Genomic DNA, 20,713 nt, shown 5'->3' on the forward strand with positions numbered 1-20,713 from the left:
CTGATGAAAACGCTTAAGACATGGACGCTTCATCACCAGGCGGCGAATTTCGTCGAACTGAAAGTCGAGCAACGTCACTTTTTACGTATTTACGTATTAGAAAATGGCCTGATGCGCGTGCTGCTGAAACGCGATGGGGAGCTGGCGCTTAATCGCACCTGGAGCATTGCTCCCCAGGAGGATGTGCCATGGGAGGGACGCGATCGCGAATCGCTGGAAGGCTTTACACTGCCCGCTTTTACCGTTGAGCAGGAGGCGCAGCAAATCCGCCTGGCTACTGACCGGCTGCGCGTCACCGTGCATTATCCGCTGTGCCTCAGTTGGGAACATTTTGACGGCACTGGCTGGCAACCGCTGGCGGTCGATCGCCATACCGGGGCTTACCTGCTGAACATGCATGGCGATGGCGTGGAACATTATCAGCGCCGCCAGCCGCAGGATCGGGTTTACGGCCTGGGTGAAAAAAGTGGCGACCTCAACCGGGTTAACCGTCGTTATGAGATGCGTAACCTGGATGCCATGGGCTATAACGCGGCCAGTACCGATCCGCTCTACAAGCATATTCCCTTCACGCTGACCCAGCGTGACGGCGTCAGCTTTGGCCTGTTTTACGATAACCTCAGCAGCAGCTGGCTGGATCTGGGCAATGAGTTAGATAATTACCATCTGCCTTATCGTCGCTACCGTGCGGAGGCGGGCGATCTGGATTACTACATGATGCTGGGTCCGACGCTGCTGGACGTCACTAAGGCCTTTGTTCGCCTTACCGGTCGTACCCTGTTTCAGCCGAAGTGGAGCCTGGGCTATAGCGGTTCCACCATGCACTACACGGATGCGCCTGATGCGCAGCAGCAACTCCTGTCCTTTATCCAGCTGTGCCGTGAGCATGAAATTCCCTGCGATTCGTTTCAGCTGTCGTCGGGTTACACCTCCATTAACAACAAGCGCTACGTGTTTAACTGGAACTACGACAAGGTGCCGAACCCGGAGGGGATGAGCGCTTCTTTCCATCAGGCCGGGATGAAGCTGGCAGCCAATATCAAGCCTTGTCTGCTGCAGGATCATCCACGTTACAAAGAAGTGGCGGACCAGGGACTGTTTATCCGCGATTCGGAACATGACCGGCCTGAACGCTCGGTGTTCTGGGATGACGAAGGCTCGCATCTGGATTTTACCCATCCACAAACCGTGGCGTGGTGGCAGCAAAACGTCACTGAGCAGTTGCTGAAAAAAGGCATCGATTCAACCTGGAACGACAATAACGAATATGAAGTCTGGGACGGTGAAGCGCGCTGCTATGGCTTTGGTCAGCCCATCGCCATCAAGCATATTCGTCCGGTGATGCCGCTACTGATGATGCGGGCCTCGATGGAAGCTCAGCAGCGCTTTGCCCCGGAGAAGCGGCCGTATCTGATCTCGCGCTCTGGCTGTGCAGGGATGCAGCGCTATGTGCAGACCTGGAGCGGCGACAACCGGACAAACTGGCAAACCCTGCGCTACAACATCCGCATGGGATTAGGGATGAGCCTGTCAGGCCTGTTTAACGTGGGGCACGATGTGGGCGGCTTTGCCGGGGATAAACCCGATCCGGAGCTGTTTGTACGCTGGGTGCAGAATGGCGTGATGCATCCACGGTTTACCATTCACTCCTGGAATGACGATCATACGGTGAACGAGCCCTGGATGTATCCGGAAGCCACACCGATGATCCGCGAGGCGATCCGCCTGCGTTATCGTCTGATGCCTTATCTGTATACGCTTGCCTGGCAGGCCAGCGAGCAGGATGAACCCATGCTGCGGCCGACCTTCCTCGATCATGAGGACGATCCCCGTACGTACGACGAGTGCGATGATTTTATGCTGGGACGCGATCTGCTGGTGGCCAGCGTGGTGGAGCAGGGCGCACGCCAGCGCCAGGTTTATCTGCCGGAAAATACCCACGGCTGGTATGACTGGCACACCGGCAACTGGCTGGCGGGCGGACAAACCGTGACGCTGGATGCACCGCTGGATCGGTTGCCGTTGCTGGTCCGTGCCGGGGCCGCTATCCCACTGGGACAGTGCGAAACCACCACCGATGCGCAACGTGATAACGTGCGTGAGCTGCAGATTTGGCCTGCGCCGGGCGATGCCACCACCCAGGGTGAGGTGTTCGATGACGACGGCGAAACCCACGGTTGGCAGAAAGGCAATGCGTTATGGTTGAACTGGTCTTTAACCAGTAGCGCGTCACGGCTGGATCTGACCATTGAAAAGCGCGGCGATTATCTGCCGGCGTGGCGTGAGATAGCGATTATGTTGCCGCCGGGTGAGCAGCGTTCGCTGTGGATCAACGGTGAAAGGACGTCATGTTATCGGCTGGCGTAAGCGATAGCGCATCAGGCTGTCGTCATCCGCAATATTGATAACCGGCCCACCTGCGTGGGCCGGTTTATGTTCAGGCTGAGTGGTTTTCGGTGCTCATGCGTCCAAGGTCTTTATCGACCAGGAACAGACCGTTACCGCTGTCGCCCACCATCGCCAGTTTATCCAGCACGGTTTTAAACAGTTTCTCTTCTTCATGCTGTTCTGCAACATACCACTGCAGGAAGTTGAAGGTTGAATAGTCCTGCGTCGTCATGGCAGAGTGCGCCAGTTCGTTGATTTTGCTGGTGATCAGCTTTTCGTGATCCAGCGCCTGAATCAACACTTCGTTCAGCGAATTGTAAGCAACGGGCGGTGCAGCAATGCTGCCCAGCACCGGCATACCACCTGTATCACTCAGATAGTCGAACAGGCGCTGCATGTGTTGCATCTCTTCACGCGAATGCATTTTCAGGAAGGACGCTGCGCCCTCGTAGCCTTTATCGCTGCACCACGCACTCATTTGTAAATAGAGATTGGCGGAGAAGAATTCCAGGTTCAGCTGGTCGTTTAAACGTCCAGTCATTTCAGCAGTCAGCATGGCCGCGTCCTTTTGATTGTCATTAAATTAGTGGTGAATTATGCAACAGTCTGGTAACGAATGGGAAGCCTTTTGTTGAAAAAGTTGCAATTTATCTGATTGATTTAAAAAGAATTATTTCAACTGTTGAATGCGAGCGATTATCATTGTGGTCTGCTTTTCGCGCGGTCAATTTTCTCCCTGAATGTTAACCTGGCGGGGCGTGCGCCGATCCTTTGCGATGTTGCGGAGGGCTGAGGCGCAGTCTGTATGCGGCCTGGGGAGGCGACAGAGGAAAATCAGGTACGCGATCGGACCGCGCGTTTTTTTGCCCGCCACGCTGAACAGACATGTTCGATGACGGTTCATGAGGCAAAATATGAAGGGTGATCGTGAGAAGGTTCCGTCGCGAAAAAATCGCATAAGCTTTTGGTAAAATGCCACCGTTAACCGATAAGGGTGAATATGCAACGTATCGACAGTCACGCTGAATTTTATGATACCCATTTTTCAAAAGAGGATTTCACCGGTCTGACCATCGCTGAAACCCATTTTGAAGACTGCGACTTTAGTAACGTCAACTTCACCTCTGCGCAGTTTACCGCCTGTAAGTTCATTAACTGCACTTTCAGTCACTGTAATCTGAGCCTGTTGGATGCGCCGAATACCCGCTTTTATGGCCTGCAGTTCACGGAGTGCAAGCTGACCGGCATCGACTGGACAAAAGCCTACTGGCCTGATTTTCATCTGGATCATGAGCTGTATTTTATGAACTGCATGCTGACCAGCGCATCCTTTTATGGCCTTAAGCTTCAGGGGCTAAAAATGGAGGCGTGCAGAGTGGCGGAGGTTGACTTCAGAGAGTGCGATCTGACTGGCGCAACGTTCAGCGGATCGGAGCTGACAGGCAGCTTATTCAATCACACGCTGTTGCGGGGCGCCGATTTTACCGACGCATGGAATTACAGCATTGATGTCTTAAACAATACGGTCACTAAAGCCAAATTTTCGCGTCTTGAGGCGGTGTCTCTGCTGGAAAGCTTAGGGATTGAATTGGTGGATTAACCGGCACCGGGCCGCAGTGACGTGGGGGTTTTCACTTTCACAGCCGTGGCTGGCGGCGGGATGACTGCGCCGCGCGCCTGGGCCGCCGCATCCGTGCTAAGCCTCGTTAAGCGGAGTTTCAGGCCGACGTGACTTTCTCTTCGGTACGCTGTAGGCCATTAGCACAAAATATTGTATGCTATGCCGCCTTAAAGTTGACCAGGTAACCGGAAGCACGCCAATGTAACTTTGCGCTCACCCCGCGACGACATAAAGTCGCATTTGGCACCGTTTACCTGCCGGTAAGGTTCTGCCGGCCACCGTGATTTATCTGCTGCGCCTGTTAGTGCGTGGCTACGTTGAGAAGAATTCACTCATGTCTAATCCCTTTTTAGAAGAGGTGGCACGCCGCCGCACCTTCGCAATTATCTCGCACCCGGATGCCGGTAAAACCACCATTACCGAAAAAGTCCTGCTGTTCGGACAGGCGATTCAGACCGCCGGAACGGTAAAAGGCCGTGGCTCTAACCAGCATGCTAAGTCTGACTGGATGGAGATGGAAAAGCAGCGTGGTATTTCGATTACGACGTCGGTTATGCAGTTTCCCTATCGTGACAGCCTGGTAAACCTGCTGGATACGCCGGGGCACGAAGACTTTTCTGAAGATACCTACCGTACGCTGACTGCCGTTGACTGCTGTCTGATGGTGATCGATGCGGCAAAAGGCGTTGAAGATCGTACCCGCAAGCTGATGGAAGTCACCCGTCTGCGTGATACGCCCATCCTCACCTTTATGAATAAACTCGACCGTGACATCCGCGATCCGATGGAAGTGCTGGATGAAGTGGAAAGCGAGTTAAAAATTGCCTGTGCGCCCATCACCTGGCCGATAGGCTGCGGTAAGTTGTTTAAAGGGGTTTATCACCTTTATAAAGATGAAACCTATCTCTATCAGACCGGTAAAGGGCACACCATTCAGGAAGTCCGCACCGTCAAAGGCCTGGATAACCCGGAACTCGACGCGGCGGTAGGCGAAGAGCTGGCCGCTCAGTTGCGTGACGAGCTGGAGCTGGTGCAGGGTGCTTCAAACGAATTTGATGAAGAGGCATTTCTTAGCGGTCAGCTCTCTCCGGTGTTCTTTGGAACCGCGCTGGGTAACTTCGGCGTTGATCATATGCTGGATGGCCTGGTAGCGTGGGCACCACGTCCCATGCCGCGCGATACCGATACCCGCAAGGTTGAAGCCAAAGAAGAGAAATTCACCGGCTTCGTGTTTAAGATTCAGGCCAACATGGACCCTAAACACCGTGACCGGGTGGCGTTTATGCGCGTGGTTTCCGGCCGCTATGAAAAAGGCATGAAGCTGCGCCAGGTGCGCACCGGGAAAGACGTGGTGATTTCTGATGCCCTGACCTTTATGGCAGGCGACCGTTCGCATGTGGAAGAAGCCTATCCGGGCGATATCATCGGCCTGCACAACCACGGCACCATTCAGATTGGCGACACCTTTACTCAGGGTGAGAACATGAAGTTCACCGGGATTCCGAACTTCGCCCCAGAACTGTTCCGCCGTATCCGCCTGCGCGATCCGTTGAAGCAAAAGCAGCTGCTGAAAGGGCTGGTACAGCTGTCGGAAGAGGGCGCGGTGCAGGTGTTCCGCCCGGTGCATAACAATGACCTGATTGTGGGCGCCGTGGGTGTACTGCAGTTTGACGTGGTCGTTGCGCGTCTGAAAAGCGAGTACAACGTTGAAGCCATCTATGAGGCAATTAACGTCTCTACGGCGCGTTGGGTCGAGTGCAGTGACGCCAAAAAATTTGAAGATTTCCAGCGTAAAAACGAGGTTAACCTCGCGCTGGATGGCGGTGATAACCTGACCTATATCGCGCCGACGATGGTGAATCTGAACATTACGCAGGAACGCTATCCTGATGTGACGTTCCGCAAAACCCGCGAGCATTAATCCGCGCCTGCAAGGCCATTCCAGCGCGGGATGGCCCTGTTTTAACCGATACAGAACCCTCCTAAAACACGCTTTTTCCTCGCTTTTGACGCACGATCAACCAGTTACCCAAGCAAATCTCTAAATCCCGACTATGATTACTTCATCGGACGGTTAAAGAGACTTATTTCTCCCTGCGTCCAGTGCCGCAGCAGCACTGTTTGCTGCTCTTGCGCCCACAGTTTTGGGCGAGTTAACAGATAGAAGGATGATATCGATGCACACAACGAAGATTACTAAAACATTGATGGCTGCGATGATCGGTACTGCTCTGCTGAGCGGAAGCGCATTTGCAGAGGAATCCGCGTCTCAGAAAGCGTCACAGACGGCTGACAGCGCCGGTTCTAAAATCGACAGCTCAATGAAATCAGTGGGCGGCTTTATGGATGACAGCGCCGTCACCGCCAAAGCGAAAGCGGCCCTGGTTGATGACGACTCCATCAAAAGCACCGACATTTCTGTCAAAACCCATAAGGGCGTGGTGACGCTGAGCGGTTTTGTCACCTCACAAGACCAGGCTGAAAAAGCCGTGGCCGTGGTGAAAAAAGTGGAAGGCGTGAAATCCGTCAGCGACAAACTGCACGTGAAAGACGCAAAAAATCAGTCAATGAAAGGTTATGCCGGTGACGCTGCTACAACCAGCGAAATTAAAGCTAAGCTATTAGCTGATGACATGGTTCCTTCACGTAACGTGAAAGTTGAAACCACCGATGGTGTGGTTCAGCTCTCAGGTGAAGTGGCGAACCAGGCACAGTCCGACCGTGCTGAGAGCATCGCTAAAGCTATCGAAGGCGTAAAAAGTGTTAAAAATGACCTGAAGGTCAAGTCTTAACACGACCCGGTGCGGCTTCCCCGCGAGGCCGCACTGATAAAAATACCCATCGTTGGGATGAAACAAGCAGTTCAATATTAAATGGTGAAGGAGAGGCTTATGTTTCGTTGGGGCATTATTTTTCTGGTGATTGCACTGATCGCTGCTGCATTAGGTTTTGGTGGCCTGGCCGGTACCGCAGCCTGGGCCGCTAAAGTGGTCTTCGTGGTGGGTATTATTCTGTTCCTCATCAGCTTGTTCACTGGCCGTAAAAAGCTATAGCGATGACCCAGACAGTTTAATGCTGGCGTAGCCAGTATTAAACGGAGACCAGTTATTTGTAGCGAATGTTATTGTGAAGCAAAGGATGCTTCATATTCGCAACGATGTGTTAAACGGCGCAACGCCAATAGCACAATTTATGGACACCATAGCTGGTTCTCCGTGCTAGTATCGACCCACAATTCTACTCCCTGCATTCCCTACATTTGTCTATCGGGAACCCAATCTGAGGTCGGTACATTGGGTATACGTATTCCCGTGACGCTGGGGGCGATTGAACCCCTTGCTCTCACACCTTTTAAAGCCAGGAAAATCGCCTTAGTCTGCGAGGGCGGCGGTCAACGCGGCATCTTTACCGCTGGCGTTTTAGATGAGTTTCAGCGGGCTAAATTCAACCCCTTCCAGTTACTGCTTGGCACCTCAGCCGGGGCACAGAACCTGTCTGCCTTTGTGTGTGCACAGCCGGGCTACGCACGTCGGGTCATTACGCGCTATACCACCAGCAAGCTGTTTTTCGATCCGCTACGTTTCTTACGCGGGGGCAATCTTATTGACCTCGACTGGTTGATCGATATTACCCGAAGTGAATTTCCCCTGGCGATGAGCAGTGCCGAAACGCTGTTTGCTAACGGGCGCGAATTCTATATGTGTGCCTGTCGCAGTGATGACTATGCGCCCAGTTATTTTGCGCCCACCAGTGATAACTGGCTGGAAATTATTAAAGCTTCCAGTGCGATTCCGGGCTTTTATCGGCTGGGCGTGGATCTGGAAGGAATAAGCTATCTGGATGGCGGCGTCAGTGACGCGATTCCCGTCCGTGAGGCCGCAAAACGCGGCGCGGATACCATTGTGGTGATCCGCACCGTGCCCTCGCAGATGTTTGACACGCCGCGCTGGATGACGCGCATGGAGCGCTGGTTCAACGGCAGTGCGCTGCAGCCGATGATCAATATCCTGCATCATCACGAGCAGAGCTACCGTGAAACCCAGCAGTTTATTGAGAAGCCACCGGGTGATTTACGCATCATCGAAATCTTCCCGCCGCGCGCCTTAGCCAGTAACGCGCTGGGCAGCCGGGTCGCTTCGCTCAATCAGGACTACCATCTTGGACGTCGCTGTGGCCGCTATTTTATGGCCACGCTTGGCCAGTGGCTGAGCGATGCCGAACCCGCAACCGGGCTGGATATCGTGTTGCCATCAGCGCCGGTGGCGAATGAACCGGAGCGCGCGGCGGTGATCACGCCGTTGGCAGGCAACGATGATGCCTACAGTAAAGGTTCGCTGGCATGAGGTTTGTGGATACCCACTGCCACTTTGATTTTCCGCCGTTCGTGGATGAGGTCGACGCCAGTCTGCGCCAGGCCGCGAACGCGGGCGTTGAAAAAATTATTGTGCCGTCGGTAGAGGCCGGGCGCTTTGACCTGGTTTGCCAGTTAGCCCGCGAGCATCAGGCCCTTTATGCTGCCCTGGGGCTGCATCCGATTGTGATTGAACATCATAAAGAGCCGCACCTTGCTGAGCTTGAAAGGTTGCTGAAACAGCGGCCCGCTAAACTGGTCGCCCTCGGTGAGATCGGTCTGGATCGTTATCGTGAAGATCCCCATTTTGATCAGCAGACATATTTTCTGGATGCGCAGCTGAAGCTGGCGAAACGTTACGATCTGCCGGTGATCCTGCACTCGCGCCGCACGCACGATCAACTGGCGTTGCATCTGCGCCGTCACGATCTTCCGCGCCGCGGCGTCGTGCACGGTTTTGCCGGTAGCCTGCAACAGGCACAGGCGTTTATCAAACTCGGCTATGCGATTGGCGTGGGCGGCACCATTACCTATCCCCGTGCCAGTAAAACCCGGCAGACCATTGCGCAGCTACCGCTCTCCTCGCTGTTGCTGGAGACCGATGCACCGGATATGCCCCTCAACGGTTTTCAGGGACAGCCTAACCGGCCAGAGCGTGCCTTTCAGGTGTGGCAGGTGTTGTGTAAACTGCGTGACGAATCGCCCGAGACGATCGCCGATGCGCTATGGCATAACAGCCACAGCCTTTTTCTTCTTCCGTAATCCCGCCGGTTTACCCCTTTCTCACCAAAATGTTATAATAGTAACATTCTCAGTGCTGGCTTATACTGGGTTGACTCGGCCGGATAGCGTGCATTAATCCACTTTCTTGTTAGATATTGCAGTTGTTTCATACTTTGATGTGACGTATGGCACATATTACCCGGCCCCGAATTGTTACTATTATCACATGCAAGGGTGATTCAACGATTCACCCCATGTTCTGGAGAACGCTATGACCGATATCAAACAGCAGGCCCTGCGCGCGCTGAAACTGATGGATTTAACCACCCTGAATGAAGATGACACCGATGAGAAAGTGATTGCACTGTGTCATCAGGCTAAATCCCCGGCGGGCAATACCGCAGCCGTCTGCATTTATCCGCGTTTTATTCCCATTGCCCGTAAAACACTGCGTGAGCAGGGAACCCCGGATGTGCGTATTGCTACCGTGACCAACTTCCCCCACGGCAATGACGACATTGAGATTGCGCTGGCCGAAACCCGTGCGGCTATCGCTTACGGTGCCGACGAAGTGGACGTGGTTTTCCCGTACCGCGCGCTGATGGCGGGCAATGTTCAGGTGGGTTTTGATTTGGTGAAGGCGTGTAAAACCGCCTGCGCCGACGCCAGTGTTCTGCTGAAAGTGATTATCGAAACCGGCGAGCTGAAACAGGAAGCGCTGATTCGTCAGGCCTCAGAAATTGCCATTGACGCCGGGGCTGACTTTATCAAAACCTCAACCGGTAAAGTGGCGGTAAACGCGACGCCAGAGGTGGCGCAGATCATGATGAGTGTGATCCGCGATAAAGGCGTTAAAGCGCAGGTCGGTTTTAAACCTGCCGGTGGTGTGCGCACGGCGGAAGACGCCGCCATCTATCTGCAACTGGCAGAAGATACGCTGGGCGCTGACTGGGCTGATGCGCGCCACTTCCGTTTTGGTGCCTCCAGTCTGTTGGCAAGCCTGCTGAACACGCTTGGACACAGCAGCGATACTCGTCAGTCAGGCTACTGATATTTCTGGGCGGCATCCGGCCGCCTTTTCTCCTCTTTCCCTGACGTAAGGGGGCAACTTTGTACCTCGCACAAGAAATCATTCGAAAAAAACGTGACGGCCACGCGCTGAGTGAAGACGAGATTCGTTTCTTCATTAACGGCGTGCGCGATAACAGCGTTTCCGAAGGACAAATTGCCGCACTGGCAATGACCATTTATTTTCACGATATGTCGCTAGCGGAACGGGTGGCGCTGACGATGGCGATGCGTGACTCAGGTACCGTGCTGAACTGGACATCCCTGAACCTCAACGGGCCGGTGGTCGACAAGCACTCCACGGGCGGCGTCGGCGATGTCACGTCGCTGATGCTGGGGCCGATGGTGGCCGCCTGTGGCGGTTATATCCCGATGATCTCAGGTCGCGGGCTGGGGCACACCGGCGGCACCTTAGACAAGCTCGAAGCGATTCCTGGTTTTGATATTTTCCCCAGTGATGACCACTTCCGCCAGACCATTAAACAGGTTGGCGTGGCGATTATCGGCCAGACCAACTCCCTGGCTCCGGCGGACAAACGGTTCTATGCCACACGTGATATCACGGCCACCGTGGATTCCATTCCGCTGATCACCGCCTCGGTCCTGGCGAAAAAGCTGGCCGAGGGCCTGGATGCATTGGTGATGGATGTCAAAGTCGGCTCAGGGGCATTTATGCCGACCTATGAGGCGTCTGAAAACCTGGCGCAGGCCATTGTCGGCGTGGCCAACGGCGCGGGCTGCCGAACCACGGCGCTGTTAACAGATATGAATCAGGTGCTGGCCTCCACGGCCGGTAACGCGCTGGAAGTGCGTGAAGCGGTGCGCTTCTTAACCGGTGCGCAGCGTAACCCGCGCCTGCTGGAAGTGACGCTGGCGCTGTGCAGCGAAATGCTGATCTCCGGCAAACTGGCGGAAAATGATGCTGAGGCACGCGAAAAATTAATGACGGTGCTGGATAACGGCAAGGCCGCAGAGGTGTTTGCCCGCATGGTGGCAGCGCAAAACGGCCCGAGCGATTTTGTTGAGCGCTACGACAGCTATTTACCTGCGCCGACGATGAGCAAAGCGGTTTATGCCGACAGCGCGGGCTGTGTTACCCATATGGATACCCGCGCGCTGGGCATGGCGGTGGTCGCGATGGGCGGTGGACGCCAGCGCGCCAGCGATGCCATTGATTACAGCGTCGGGTTGAGCGACATGATTACCCTGGGTGAGCAGGTGGATGCCTCCCGTCCGTTAGCCGTTATTCATGCCAGCAGCGAAGCGCACTGGCAGCAGGCCGCTGCCGCCGTAAAAGCGGCCATCACGCTGGGTGACAGCGCGCCAGCGGCCATGCCCGTCGTGTATCGCCGGGTGACTGAGGCGGGTTAACGCGGATAGCGACTGTATACCGCACAGGATTCGGGTATACTGATCTGATCGCTTTTTTTTGACTTGTCGCGCGCTTTTGGCGCAGGAGACTGGCATGAAACGTGCTTTTATTATGGTGCTGGATTCTTTTGGAATCGGTGCCAGCAAAGATGCCGATAAATTCGGTGATGCAGGTTCAGATACGTTAGGTCATATCGCAGAAGCCTGTTTTAACGGTCAGGCGGATAAAGGTCGTAAAGGGCCGCTGCACTTACCGAATCTGACCGCGCTGGGGCTGGGCAAAGCGGCAGCGCTTTCAACCGGGCGTTTTCCGCCGGGACTAGACCCTGAGGCTAAGATCACGGGCGCTTATGCTTACGCCCGTGAACTGTCATCTGGCAAAGATACGCCGTCAGGCCACTGGGAAATCGCTGGTGTGCCTGTGCTGTTTGACTGGGGTTACTTCAGTGATAAGCAGAACAGCTTCCCGCAGGAACTGCTGGACAAACTGGTGGAACGCGCCGGTTTACCGGGCTATCTCGGTAACTGTCACTCATCGGGTACGGTGATCCTCGACCAGTTGGGCGAAGAGCACATGGCTTCCGGTAAGCCGATTTTCTACACCTCGGCGGACTCGGTATTCCAGATCGCCTGCCACGAAGAAACCTTCGGGCTGGAGCGGCTGTATGAACTGTGTGAAATCGCCCGCGAAGAGCTGACCGAAGGCGGCTATAACATTGGCCGGGTCATTGCCCGTCCGTTTGTGGGCGACAAGGCAGGCAGCTTTGAGCGCACAGGCAACCGCCACGATTTGGCCGTCGAGCCGCCATCGCCGACCATGCTGAAAAAGCTGGTGGACGAAAAGGGCGGTCATGTGATTTCGGTCGGTAAAATTGCCGATATCTATGCCGAGCAGGGCATCACGAAAAAAGTGAAAGCCACCGGGCTGGACGCGCTGTTTGATGCGACCATTCAGGAAATGAAGACTGCGCCGGATCAGGCAATTGTGTTCACTAACTTTGTCGACTTTGATTCCACCTGGGGCCATCGCCGCGACGTTGCGGGTTACGCGGGCGGGCTGGAGCTGTTCGATCGCCGTTTGCCAGAGCTCATGGAATGGGTCAAAGAGGATGATATTTTGATCCTCACGGCGGATCACGGTTGCGATCCGACCTGGCAGGGCACCGAACATACGCGCGAGCACATTCCGATCTTAATCTACGGACCAAAGGTTGAGCCGGGATCGCTGGGCTATCGTGAAACCTTTGCCGATATCGGCCAGACGATCGCGCACTATTTTGACCTGTCCCCCATGGACTACGGCAAGAACATGCTGTAAAAACAGCGAAATTTTTAAAAAGGATAGAGAATTATGGCAACTCCTCACATTAATGCAGAAATGGGTGATTTCGCAGACGTCGTACTGATGCCGGGCGATCCGCTGCGTGCGAAGCACATTGCAGAAACCTTTCTGGAAAATACCGTTGAGGTGAATAACGTGCGCGGCATGCTGGGTTATACCGGCACCTACAAAGGCCGCAAAATCTCGGTAATGGGCCACGGTATGGGTATTCCCTCCTGCTCCATCTATACGAAAGAGCTGATCACCGAGTTTGGCGTGAAGAAAATTATCCGTGTGGGTTCCTGTGGTGCCGTGCGTGCCGATGTGAAACTGCGTGATATCGTTATCGGCATGGGCGCGTCTACCGACTCGAAAGTCAACCGTATGCGCTTCAAAGATCACGATTTTGCCGCGATTGCGGACTTCGATATGGTGCGTAACGCCGTTGATGCGGCTAAAAATCTGGGCGTCGACGCGCGCGTAGGGAATATCTTCTCTGCCGACCTGTTCTACACGCCCGATCCGCAGATGTTTGACGTAATGGAGAAGTACGGCATTCTCGGCGTTGAAATGGAAGCTGCAGGCATTTACGGCGTAGCCGCCGAGTTTGGTGCGAAAGCGCTGACTATCTGCACCGTGTCGGATCATATCCGTACCCATGAGCAGACCACTGCGGCAGAACGTCAGACAACCTTTAATGACATGATTAAGATTGCGCTGGAATCAGTACTGCTGGGTGATTAAACCCCGACGTCATTAATGTCATCCTTAACCCGGCAGCGCGCTGTTGCCGGGTTAACGCGTCAGAAATTTACGCTTCCCGTTCTTTTCGCAACATTCTCATCAAATGACACACTTTTCATCAGGCTTGTGCATCTTGGCACTGGCAAGGATCGCTTATGTCACTATCATGAAGACGAACAATAAATAACAATATGCCAGACTGAAAATACCTGCCTGATGAATTTCCGAAATTTCGACGCTGAAGAGAAGTTATTTGTACGCCGTGCCGTGATGGCATTTGTGCTGGTCTGCATCTGCTTCACCATTCTTGGTTTAAACCTGTATCGCCTGCAGGTACGCGATCACAGCTATTACCAGACACGTTCAAATCAAAACGACATCAAGATGATCCCTATCGCGCCCACGCGCGGGCTGATTTTTGACCGTAACGGCATTCCGCTGGTGCGCAACGTAACCTGGTACGACATCACCATCACCCCGTATAAAGTGGATGATATGAAAGACGTGCTGCGCCAGCTCACGCCGCTTATCGATCTGACCCCGGACGATATAGAACGTTTTCAGCACGATCTTCACCAGAGCAGCCGCTATAAGCCGGTTATCCTCAAAGAGGAACTCACCGACGAAGAGGTGGCGCGCTTTTCGGTAAACCAGTTTCGCTTTACCGGCGTCAGCATTGATACCTACCAGGACAGAGAATATCCCTATGGGGCCGATCTGGCACATGTCATCGGCTACGTTTCTAAAATCAATGACAACGACTACAAACGGCTGAATGCAGAAGGTATTGCAGAAAACTACGCGGCTGACCACAACATCGGTAAACAGGGAATTGAAGGCTATTATGAATCCCTGCTGCACGGTAAGCCGGGTTATCAGGAAGTGGAAGTGGATAACCATGGGCGCATTGTCCGGGTGCTGAAAGAAGTGCCCCCGGTGGCGGGTAAGAATATCACTCTGACGCTGGACCTGCATCTGCAGCAGTATATTGAAAGCCTGCTGGCCGGGCAGCGCGCCGCGTTGCTGGTGGAGGACCCTCACGACGGCTCCGTGCTGGCCATGGTTTCCAGCCCCAGCTACGATCCTAACCCGTTCGTGAAAGGCATCAGCTACAAGGCCTACAAAACGCTGCTGCAGGATAAAAATCTGCCGCTGATCAACCGTGTCACGCAGGGCCTTTATCCCCCGGCTTCCACCGTAAAACCCTATATGGCGATGTCTGCGCTGTTAACCCATGTGATTACCCCGCAAACCACCTTTTTTGGTGGGCCGACATGGACCTTACCGGGCACCGATCGTCGCTATCGTGACTGGAAAAAAAGCGGGCACGGCACGCTCGATGTCACCAAAGCTATCGAAGAGTCTGCCGACACCTTCTTCTATCAGGTGGCCTTTATGATGGGCATCGATCGTATTCACACCATGCTCAGCAAATTCGGTTACGGTCAGCCCACGGGCATTGACCTGAACGAAGAGTACAGCGGGCTGCTACCGAGCCGCGACTGGAAAATGAAAGTGCATAAAAAGCCGTGGTATCAGGGCGATACGGTGTCGGTGGGGATTGGGCAGGGCTACTGGATTGCCACCCCGATACAGATGGTGAAAGCGCTGGTGACGTTAATTAATAATGGCCGGGTGATTGCGCCGCATCTGCTGGAAAAATCGCAGCGCGGCACCAGCGTTCAGCTCTATCAGGCTAAACTGCCCCAGGCGCAGGTTGGCGATCCGCATTCACCGTACTGGTCACTGGTGCGACATGCCATGTTTGGCATGGCCAACGCACCGAACGGGACAGGCTATAAATATTTCCATACTGCGCCCTACGGCATTGCAGCGAAAAGCGGGACATCACAGGTATTCAGCCTGAAAGAAAACCAGACCTATAACGCCAAAATGATTCCGGTACGGCTGCGCGACCATACGTTTTACACTGCCTTCGCGCCCTTCAACGATCCCAAAGTGGCGGTGGCCCTGATTCTGGAAAACGGCGGAGGTGAAGGCGTGGTTGCCGCGCCGGTCATGCGCCAGCTGCTTGACCATATCTTCCTGCCGCCGACCACCACACCGCCGGTCGAGGTGGTACAGCATCGGGCAGGCTAGCGGAAGAATACCCGATTACGCCCGTGCTTTTTGGCATCGTAAAGCGCCGCATCGGCATGGGTATACAGCGTTTCAAACCGGGTGCCCGCCGCGCCCCAACTGACGCCGAGGCTGGCCGTGACCAGCCGCTCTGGCAGGGCATTAAGCGGCGAGGCGTTTAATGAGGCAAGAATGGCCCCGGCAACGATCACCGCATCACCCAGCCAGGTATTGGGTAACATGATGGTGAACTCTTCACCGCCGATACGGCCGATGCTGGCCATGTCGGGCGTATTACGCTGAATGCGCTGCACCAGCTCGCAAATCACCTTATCTCCGACGGGATGCCCGTATTCATCATTGATGCGTTTAAAAAAGTCGATATCGAGGATGATTAAGGCCGCTGGTGTTTGATCCAGCGTGTCGCTGATGCGTTGAATAATGGCGCTGCGGTTCCAGACATTGGTCAGGGGATCGTGCGTGGCTTTGTACTCCAGCTCTGTTGCCAGCTCGTTAAGTTGTTCATTCACCCGGTTCAGCTCACGCTCTGCCCGATCGCTGCGCGAGATTAGCCGATAGGTTTCCCGCATCAGCCGCTGGTAGTGGCTGTTAAGCTGCAGCAACGCCTGGCGATACTCTTCGGCGTGCAGGCTTTGCTGTGCCGCGATATGGCTGGCCTGATTGAGTGCCTGGGTTTCTTCCAGAAACAGCTCGTTAAGTTGCGTCATTGGCGCTGTTCCGCATGCAGCTTCACGGTTAATGCGGTGAAATCCAGCGACAGCTCCTCACCAAACTCTTCCGAAACGTCGTCTTCGGCATCGTAGAACCAGTTGAGTATTATCGTGCAGCCGTTCTGCGCCAGCCTGTTGAACTGATCGAACAGCCCAAACAGCATCTTGGTGCTTGAGCTGTTGAAATAGCTCAGGTCAATATTCACCTCTGCAGGTTGGCTGGCCTGCGGTTGCCAGCACTCCAGCGCGCTTTGCAGCGGCCGGTAAAAGGCTGCGGCGTTCTCGGGCCAGGATTCTCCTTTCAGGGAGAATCGGTGGGCCGCAAAGTCAAACTCTACGGCGGGCGTACATTCAGTGGCGGTAAGTTGAATGGTTTGCATAAGGGTTTCTTCAGTCATGGCAGATAGTGGCCTTTAACCAAAAGGCAGAGAGCTCGCTGGCCTCCAGTGGCTGGAAACAATATTCCAGCGGTTCACTGACGTCGCGCGCCAGGGTAAGCAAGCCGATATTAGCGCCTTTGCTCCAGACCGGACTCTCAGCGCGTAACCGGTTTCGATAAGCTTGTTTAATTTCATCCGCATTCATCACCCGCAGCGAATCCAAATCACCGCGCAGTTGATGAGTGGCGTCACTGGCGACCAGGTTAGCGCTTTCCAGATAGTAGCGACCATCATCGTAGCGCAGGCTCAATGAACCAAAGCGATACAGCTGATCGTTATGGCTCAGCGCCCGGCTGTCCTGAGAGTAACGTAAAATGTTTTGCGCAATCTCGACAAAGCTGGAGAACAGCCGCCGTCTGACCTTTTGCGACTGCTCATGGTTTTCCAGAAACAGTTTGACCACTTCACCCATTGCCGTGATGTTCTGGGGTGAAAAAAAGCCGGTGTACTGTAGTGCAATAAGGCCGGACTGCGATTCGGTATTGAAGGGCAGACCCCGTAGTGACTCGTTTTTCATTTTCTTCCCGGTGCGGTCAATAGCGAAAGCCAAACCAGGTGACGTCATCGCGTCGCGCCTGGTTACCTTGCCAGCTTAAATAATCTTGCTGAAACGCCAGTGATAATTGCGGCATGGGCAACTGCTGATAACGCATCAGCAGAGACTGGATGCGCTTATTACCAAACATGATATTGCGCTCGCCACCCGGCTGGTCGGTGACGCCATCTGTCAGCACAAACAGCATGTCGCCACGGTTAAACGCTAAGCTCTGCTCAGGCCAGTGATAGTCTTCTGGCGTATCGGTATAGCCGACGCCGACGCGATCCTGACTGAGCGAGGTAATTTCTTTACTGATGTGGCTGAGCATAAAAGCCTGGGTTCGGGCGCTGGCCCAGCGCAGCTGATGCCGCTCGGTATCGACCGATATCACGATGGCATCGCAGCCGTCGTTAGAGAGTGACGTTTGCTGGGAGGCATTCAACTGGCCGAGCGTCTGTTTGATATGGTGGTTAAGGGCATGCAGGATGCTGGCCGGGGCCTGGAGATCGGCCTCGCGTAGCGCGTTTTCCAGCGCAGACTGCAAAATCACCGTCATAAAGGCACCAGGAATCCCATGGCCTGTGCAGTCGGCGATCACCGCCAGCCAGCCGCTGTCGTGACGGTGAAAGGCATAATAATCGCCACCCACGCCGTCACGCGGTTGCCAGTACAAACACCAGTCGTCGAGCAGAGAGGCGATTAACTGGTTGGAGCGGTCCAGCATCGCGTCCTGAATCACCCGCGCATAATCAATGCTCTGTAAAATCTGCTGATGCTGGCGCGCCTGTAAATCGGAGACGCGGCGAATCAGATCGATCCCTAAACCAATGCCGATATAGTGCCCGTGCTCGGTCAGGATAAACCCATCGGCCACAGACTTATCGCCGTTAGCCACCACCTGCTGTGCGACGCTTTCCAGGGTATTTTCCACGTCAATCACCAGCGGGAACTTATCCATAAAGGCGATACAGCTTTTGCGGTCATAGAGTTCGGGGAAAAACGGGCGCGCCATCTGCGACAAAAAGATGTGGCGGTTAATCATGCCAAACGGCTTGCCGTTTTCAACCACGGGCAGGCCGATAAGATCTTTATGCTCGGCAAAGAGCGCCATCACGGCACGGTTATCCGTGTCGGGGCTGACAAAAGGAACATCAATGCAGAGCACCCGTGCGTCATAACGGCTTGAGGCGGAAATCACAGTATTCACAGAGGCGGGTAACTGCATGATGCGGCTCTTGATTGTCCAGGAATAATCTTAGAGTAATGAGCGCAGATGACGGATTTATGGCAAAAAAACGGTTGGGAAAAAGAGCGCGGATAAATCGTGGATAAAGCAAAATAGCAGCGAAAAATCGCCTGTCAGAGGGCGTTCGGCAGCGCGAAAATCCGGTGTCTTTTTGAGCGCATCGCTAAATTTTCGTCCGTGACTATCCGGGTTGATGGAAAACCCGTCAGTTGATTTCATTTTTGTGAAAAGCGTTTGACGCTGGGGCCTGCATAAGGTTTAATGCGCCCCGTTGCCCGAATAGCTCAGTCGGTAGAGCAGGGGATTGAAAATCCCCGTGTCCCTGGTTCGATTCCGGGTTCGGGCACCACAAATTTGAAACCCTCGCTTCGGCGGGGGTTTTTGCGTTTGGGGGGTTTTAAAGCTGTATTTCAGTGGGTGAGTGAGCTTGGTTTAGGTGATGGTAAGGTTTTGATTTCCGGGATTGGGTGATAGTCGAGATTTCTACGAAAGGATTCGCGGAGCAGACGGGCGGTGATAGCACTGATGAGCAATGCCTCCATCGCCGAGAGCAACAAGCAGGTTCGGCATAGATAAGCTCGTACTAAATTACAGAAATGCATTAATGGGGATCACTAACCAAGTTTATTAGTAAGAGGAAACTACATAATGAGACGTGTATTATTTTTAGGCATCTTTTATCCCGCTTTGGCATTTTCAAACACTCCCGGTTTTATGACATCCGAAGTTGAATGCCTCAATAACAATACGATTCCTTTCATAAGCACAACAACTCCAGCAAATAAAATCGTCGAAGATGCATACATTAAATGTAAGCCGGAACTGGATGCCTGGTCAAAATCTCGTGAAATGCTTCCTGAAGAAATGAGAGAAAGCCAATATAAAGAGTTCCATGATTTTTATATAAGAATGATCGAGAAAAGACGGGCATATGGCGCTAAGAAATAGTGTAAATTGCTCAAAAAGCATAAGTAGGTTTTACAATTAACGGACCGGATCTTATTGGACTTACTAACTATTTGAAATAAATGGATGAATGTTAAATAGGAAATTCATGTAAAAATACATGTGCTCCTTGTTCATTCAAGCTAACTAAGGATGCCATAGGGCGAACCAGCGTGGCATCTTCAGGTTATCTAGCCGCTGCGCTGGCAAACCTCGCGCTGATGACCCGCCACAATACGAGTCATGACGTCGAACTCATCTTGCCGGGAGTGGGTGCACAAATCAGCAATCCGGATAGCCTGCGTGACGGACTGGACAAGGTAAAAAGCACCTTTGACGATTTCTGCGATTCAGCCGGAATCGAGATCAGCTCTCGACAGGCGGCAGCGCTGAAAAAAGCCCTGCAGGACGTTGACGGCGACAGCGGGCATGCCAGTGCTGATCTTTCTGCGGTAATTGCCATTCCTAATGACGCTATCCCATTCGTCTTTGTGGCCAGGGGCACGAGCTGCCGGGTGCATCCTGCCCCTAAACCGGAGAATGCCATGTCAAAAAAAAGTACTTACTCTTTCTGCCATTGTGCTGGCGACCACGCTTACAGGCTGCAGCAGCTTCGTGAGCGGTATTGGCAAGTCTGGTTCGCTGTATGACGGTCATCCAATTCCTTCAGATGTAAAAGACCAGACAACAGCGGAAAAACGCAATCAGGTCAGCGATGCCTGTGGCCCAATTGCCATACCGGCCGATACGGTGGCGATGCGTCTGAAAGAAAAGTTTGGCTTCGTCTCAGACGGGGATGGGGTTGCCGCACGCAACAGCGGACAGGGGAATGCGGGCTGGTCAGCCTCGGCCATTTCAGAGGGCACCAGCTGGTCGGCAGAGCCCGGCAACTATTACCGCATGTCCAGGAACTGGGCCGGAAATGACAGGCTGACGATTGAGGTTCACCGGACGTTCAAAGGCACGGGCGCCACCGGCAACAAAGCCGGGAGCTTTGTTGTATCAACGTATATCTCATCCGATCCGACGCACGTCACTGATGCCTGGACTAAACGTCTTTTCAGTCAGATTCATGCGGCGGCATGCGGTGAAGCGGAGTAACGCTGTCCTCAGGCACCGGATTGTCCGGTGCCTGAGAACGAACAAA

At 53.9% G+C, this 20,713-nt stretch carries 19 protein-coding genes, 1 tRNA gene and 1 pseudogene; 16 read left to right on the forward strand and 5 right to left on the reverse strand.

What is annotated here, in order from left to right:
• Nucleotides 1-3 precede the first annotated feature (3 nt).
• Entirely contained in the window at nucleotides 4-2,367 is a 2,364-nt protein-coding gene (locus FBY13_RS20315) for a TIM-barrel domain-containing protein (RefSeq protein WP_145394998.1), read from the forward strand.
• Nucleotides 2,368-2,437: 70 nt separating this feature from the next.
• Here FBY13_RS20315 and ftnA read toward each other — a convergent pair whose 3' ends face one another.
• Nucleotides 2,438-2,944: a non-heme ferritin gene (ftnA, locus tag FBY13_RS20320; RefSeq protein WP_063880901.1), complete on the reverse strand. Its 507-nt coding sequence runs from the start codon at nucleotides 2,942-2,944 to the stop codon at nucleotides 2,438-2,440.
• A gap of 444 nt (nucleotides 2,945-3,388) precedes the next feature.
• On the opposite strand from ftnA, the gene FBY13_RS20325 reads away from it, so the two are divergent.
• The 11 genes from FBY13_RS20325 (at nucleotide 3,389) to mrdA (ending at nucleotide 15,687) form a co-directional block, all read left to right on the forward strand.
• Nucleotides 3,389-3,988, forward strand: a complete 600-nt coding sequence (locus FBY13_RS20325; RefSeq protein ID WP_145394999.1) for a pentapeptide repeat-containing protein — start codon at nucleotides 3,389-3,391, stop codon at nucleotides 3,986-3,988.
• Nucleotides 3,989-4,343: 355 nt separating this feature from the next.
• Nucleotides 4,344-5,930 (forward strand): peptide chain release factor 3, encoded by a 1,587-nt coding sequence (prfC, locus tag FBY13_RS20330; protein ID WP_063881256.1) that lies wholly within the window; start codon nucleotides 4,344-4,346, stop codon nucleotides 5,928-5,930.
• A gap of 256 nt (nucleotides 5,931-6,186) precedes the next feature.
• Nucleotides 6,187-6,801 (forward strand): molecular chaperone OsmY, encoded by a 615-nt coding sequence (osmY, locus tag FBY13_RS20335; RefSeq protein WP_063880899.1) that lies wholly within the window; start codon nucleotides 6,187-6,189, stop codon nucleotides 6,799-6,801.
• 99 nt (nucleotides 6,802-6,900) lie between these two features.
• The gene (locus tag FBY13_RS20340) at nucleotides 6,901-7,062 is read left to right on the forward strand and encodes a DUF1328 domain-containing protein (protein WP_003848537.1); all 162 of its coding nucleotides are present in this window, start codon (nucleotides 6,901-6,903) and stop codon (nucleotides 7,060-7,062) included.
• Between the two features lie 240 nt (nucleotides 7,063-7,302).
• Nucleotides 7,303-8,352, forward strand: a complete 1,050-nt coding sequence (locus FBY13_RS20345) for a patatin family protein (RefSeq protein ID WP_063880898.1) — start codon at nucleotides 7,303-7,305, stop codon at nucleotides 8,350-8,352.
• Nucleotides 8,349-9,122, forward strand: a complete 774-nt coding sequence (locus FBY13_RS20350) for a TatD family hydrolase (protein ID WP_145395000.1) — start codon at nucleotides 8,349-8,351, stop codon at nucleotides 9,120-9,122. The genes FBY13_RS20345 and FBY13_RS20350 overlap by 4 nt, the downstream gene beginning before the upstream one ends.
• Nucleotides 9,123-9,354: 232 nt before the next feature.
• Complete coding sequence (deoC, locus tag FBY13_RS20355) at nucleotides 9,355-10,134, forward strand: deoxyribose-phosphate aldolase (protein ID WP_145395001.1); 780 nt, start codon at nucleotides 9,355-9,357, stop codon at nucleotides 10,132-10,134.
• A gap of 59 nt (nucleotides 10,135-10,193) precedes the next feature.
• Entirely contained in the window at nucleotides 10,194-11,522 is a 1,329-nt protein-coding gene (gene deoA / locus FBY13_RS20360) for a thymidine phosphorylase (protein WP_145395002.1), read from the forward strand.
• 94 nt (nucleotides 11,523-11,616) lie between these two features.
• The gene (deoB, locus tag FBY13_RS20365; protein WP_063880894.1) at nucleotides 11,617-12,840 is read left to right on the forward strand and encodes a phosphopentomutase; all 1,224 of its coding nucleotides are present in this window, start codon (nucleotides 11,617-11,619) and stop codon (nucleotides 12,838-12,840) included.
• 33 nt (nucleotides 12,841-12,873) lie between these two features.
• Complete coding sequence (gene deoD, locus FBY13_RS20370; RefSeq protein WP_145395003.1) at nucleotides 12,874-13,587, forward strand: purine-nucleoside phosphorylase; 714 nt, start codon at nucleotides 12,874-12,876, stop codon at nucleotides 13,585-13,587.
• A 216-nt stretch (nucleotides 13,588-13,803) separates the two neighbouring features.
• On the forward strand, nucleotides 13,804-15,687 hold the full coding sequence (gene mrdA / locus FBY13_RS20375; protein ID WP_096011840.1) for a penicillin-binding protein 2: 1,884 nt from the start codon (nucleotides 13,804-13,806) through the stop codon (nucleotides 15,685-15,687).
• Here the strand turns inward: mrdA and FBY13_RS20380 are convergent.
• Genes FBY13_RS20380 through FBY13_RS20395 form a run of 4 tightly spaced genes read right to left on the reverse strand, consistent with a single transcriptional unit; the run spans nucleotide 15,684 to nucleotide 18,600 of the window.
• A complete protein-coding gene (locus FBY13_RS20380) occupies nucleotides 15,684-16,394 on the reverse strand; it encodes a GGDEF domain-containing protein (RefSeq protein WP_063880891.1) in 711 nt (236 codons plus the stop codon). The two genes, mrdA and FBY13_RS20380, sit on opposite strands and share 4 nt — an antisense overlap.
• Nucleotides 16,391-16,795, reverse strand: coding sequence for a DUF1987 domain-containing protein (locus FBY13_RS20385; protein ID WP_096011839.1), 405 nt, complete (start codon nucleotides 16,793-16,795; stop codon nucleotides 16,391-16,393). The genes FBY13_RS20380 and FBY13_RS20385 overlap by 4 nt, the downstream gene beginning before the upstream one ends.
• On the reverse strand, nucleotides 16,788-17,354 hold the full coding sequence (locus tag FBY13_RS20390) for a SiaB family protein kinase (RefSeq protein ID WP_063881255.1): 567 nt from the start codon (nucleotides 17,352-17,354) through the stop codon (nucleotides 16,788-16,790). The genes FBY13_RS20385 and FBY13_RS20390 overlap by 8 nt, the downstream gene beginning before the upstream one ends.
• 16 nt (nucleotides 17,355-17,370) lie before the next feature.
• Nucleotides 17,371-18,600, reverse strand: coding sequence for a SpoIIE family protein phosphatase (locus tag FBY13_RS20395; RefSeq protein ID WP_145395004.1), 1,230 nt, complete (start codon nucleotides 18,598-18,600; stop codon nucleotides 17,371-17,373).
• 294 nt (nucleotides 18,601-18,894) lie between these two features.
• On the opposite strand from FBY13_RS20395, the gene FBY13_RS20400 reads away from it, so the two are divergent.
• The 4 genes and pseudogenes from FBY13_RS20400 to FBY13_RS20415 all read left to right on the forward strand — a co-directional run bounded on the left by FBY13_RS20400 (nucleotide 18,895) and on the right by FBY13_RS20415 (nucleotide 20,667).
• Nucleotides 18,895-18,970: transfer RNA gene (locus tag FBY13_RS20400), tRNA-Phe, on the forward strand.
• 299 nt (nucleotides 18,971-19,269) lie between these two features.
• On the forward strand, nucleotides 19,270-19,569 hold the full coding sequence (locus FBY13_RS20405) for a hypothetical protein (RefSeq protein ID WP_255474517.1): 300 nt from the start codon (nucleotides 19,270-19,272) through the stop codon (nucleotides 19,567-19,569).
• A 149-nt stretch (nucleotides 19,570-19,718) separates the two neighbouring features.
• Nucleotides 19,719-20,069, forward strand: a pseudogene (gene traF, locus FBY13_RS20410) (conjugal transfer protein TraF); the annotation flags it as partial.
• A gap of 112 nt (nucleotides 20,070-20,181) precedes the next feature.
• A complete protein-coding gene (locus FBY13_RS20415) occupies nucleotides 20,182-20,667 on the forward strand; it encodes a hypothetical protein (RefSeq protein ID WP_370513246.1) in 486 nt (161 codons plus the stop codon).
• Nucleotides 20,668-20,713: the final 46 nt, after the last annotated feature.

This window comes from Pantoea sp. SJZ147, assembly GCF_007828605.1.
Classification (GTDB): Bacteria; Pseudomonadota; Gammaproteobacteria; order Enterobacterales; family Enterobacteriaceae; genus Pantoea; species Pantoea allii.

Excerpts from the sequence above, each read along its gene's own strand:
- FBY13_RS20315 (WP_145394998.1), top strand. The coding sequence starts at position 4 with ATGAAAACGCTTAAGACATGGACGCTTCATCACCAGGCGGCGAATTTC.
- ftnA (WP_063880901.1), bottom strand. The coding sequence starts at position 2,944 with ATGCTGACTGCTGAAATGACTGGACGTTTAAACGACCAGCTGAACCTG.
- FBY13_RS20325 (WP_145394999.1), top strand. The coding sequence starts at position 3,389 with ATGCAACGTATCGACAGTCACGCTGAATTTTATGATACCCATTTTTCA.
- prfC (WP_063881256.1), top strand. The coding sequence starts at position 4,344 with ATGTCTAATCCCTTTTTAGAAGAGGTGGCACGCCGCCGCACCTTCGCA.
- osmY (WP_063880899.1), top strand. The coding sequence starts at position 6,187 with ATGCACACAACGAAGATTACTAAAACATTGATGGCTGCGATGATCGGT.
- FBY13_RS20340 (WP_003848537.1), top strand. The coding sequence starts at position 6,901 with ATGTTTCGTTGGGGCATTATTTTTCTGGTGATTGCACTGATCGCTGCT.
- FBY13_RS20350 (WP_145395000.1), top strand. The coding sequence starts at position 8,349 with ATGAGGTTTGTGGATACCCACTGCCACTTTGATTTTCCGCCGTTCGTG.
- deoC (WP_145395001.1), top strand. The coding sequence starts at position 9,355 with ATGACCGATATCAAACAGCAGGCCCTGCGCGCGCTGAAACTGATGGAT.
- deoB (WP_063880894.1), top strand. The coding sequence starts at position 11,617 with ATGAAACGTGCTTTTATTATGGTGCTGGATTCTTTTGGAATCGGTGCC.
- deoD (WP_145395003.1), top strand. The coding sequence starts at position 12,874 with ATGGCAACTCCTCACATTAATGCAGAAATGGGTGATTTCGCAGACGTC.
- mrdA (WP_096011840.1), top strand. The coding sequence starts at position 13,804 with ATGAATTTCCGAAATTTCGACGCTGAAGAGAAGTTATTTGTACGCCGT.
- FBY13_RS20380 (WP_063880891.1), bottom strand. The coding sequence starts at position 16,394 with ATGACGCAACTTAACGAGCTGTTTCTGGAAGAAACCCAGGCACTCAAT.
- FBY13_RS20385 (WP_096011839.1), bottom strand. The coding sequence starts at position 16,795 with ATGACTGAAGAAACCCTTATGCAAACCATTCAACTTACCGCCACTGAA.
- FBY13_RS20390 (WP_063881255.1), bottom strand. The coding sequence starts at position 17,354 with ATGAAAAACGAGTCACTACGGGGTCTGCCCTTCAATACCGAATCGCAG.
- FBY13_RS20395 (WP_145395004.1), bottom strand. The coding sequence starts at position 18,600 with ATGCAGTTACCCGCCTCTGTGAATACTGTGATTTCCGCCTCAAGCCGT.
- FBY13_RS20405 (WP_255474517.1), top strand. The coding sequence starts at position 19,270 with ATGAGACGTGTATTATTTTTAGGCATCTTTTATCCCGCTTTGGCATTT.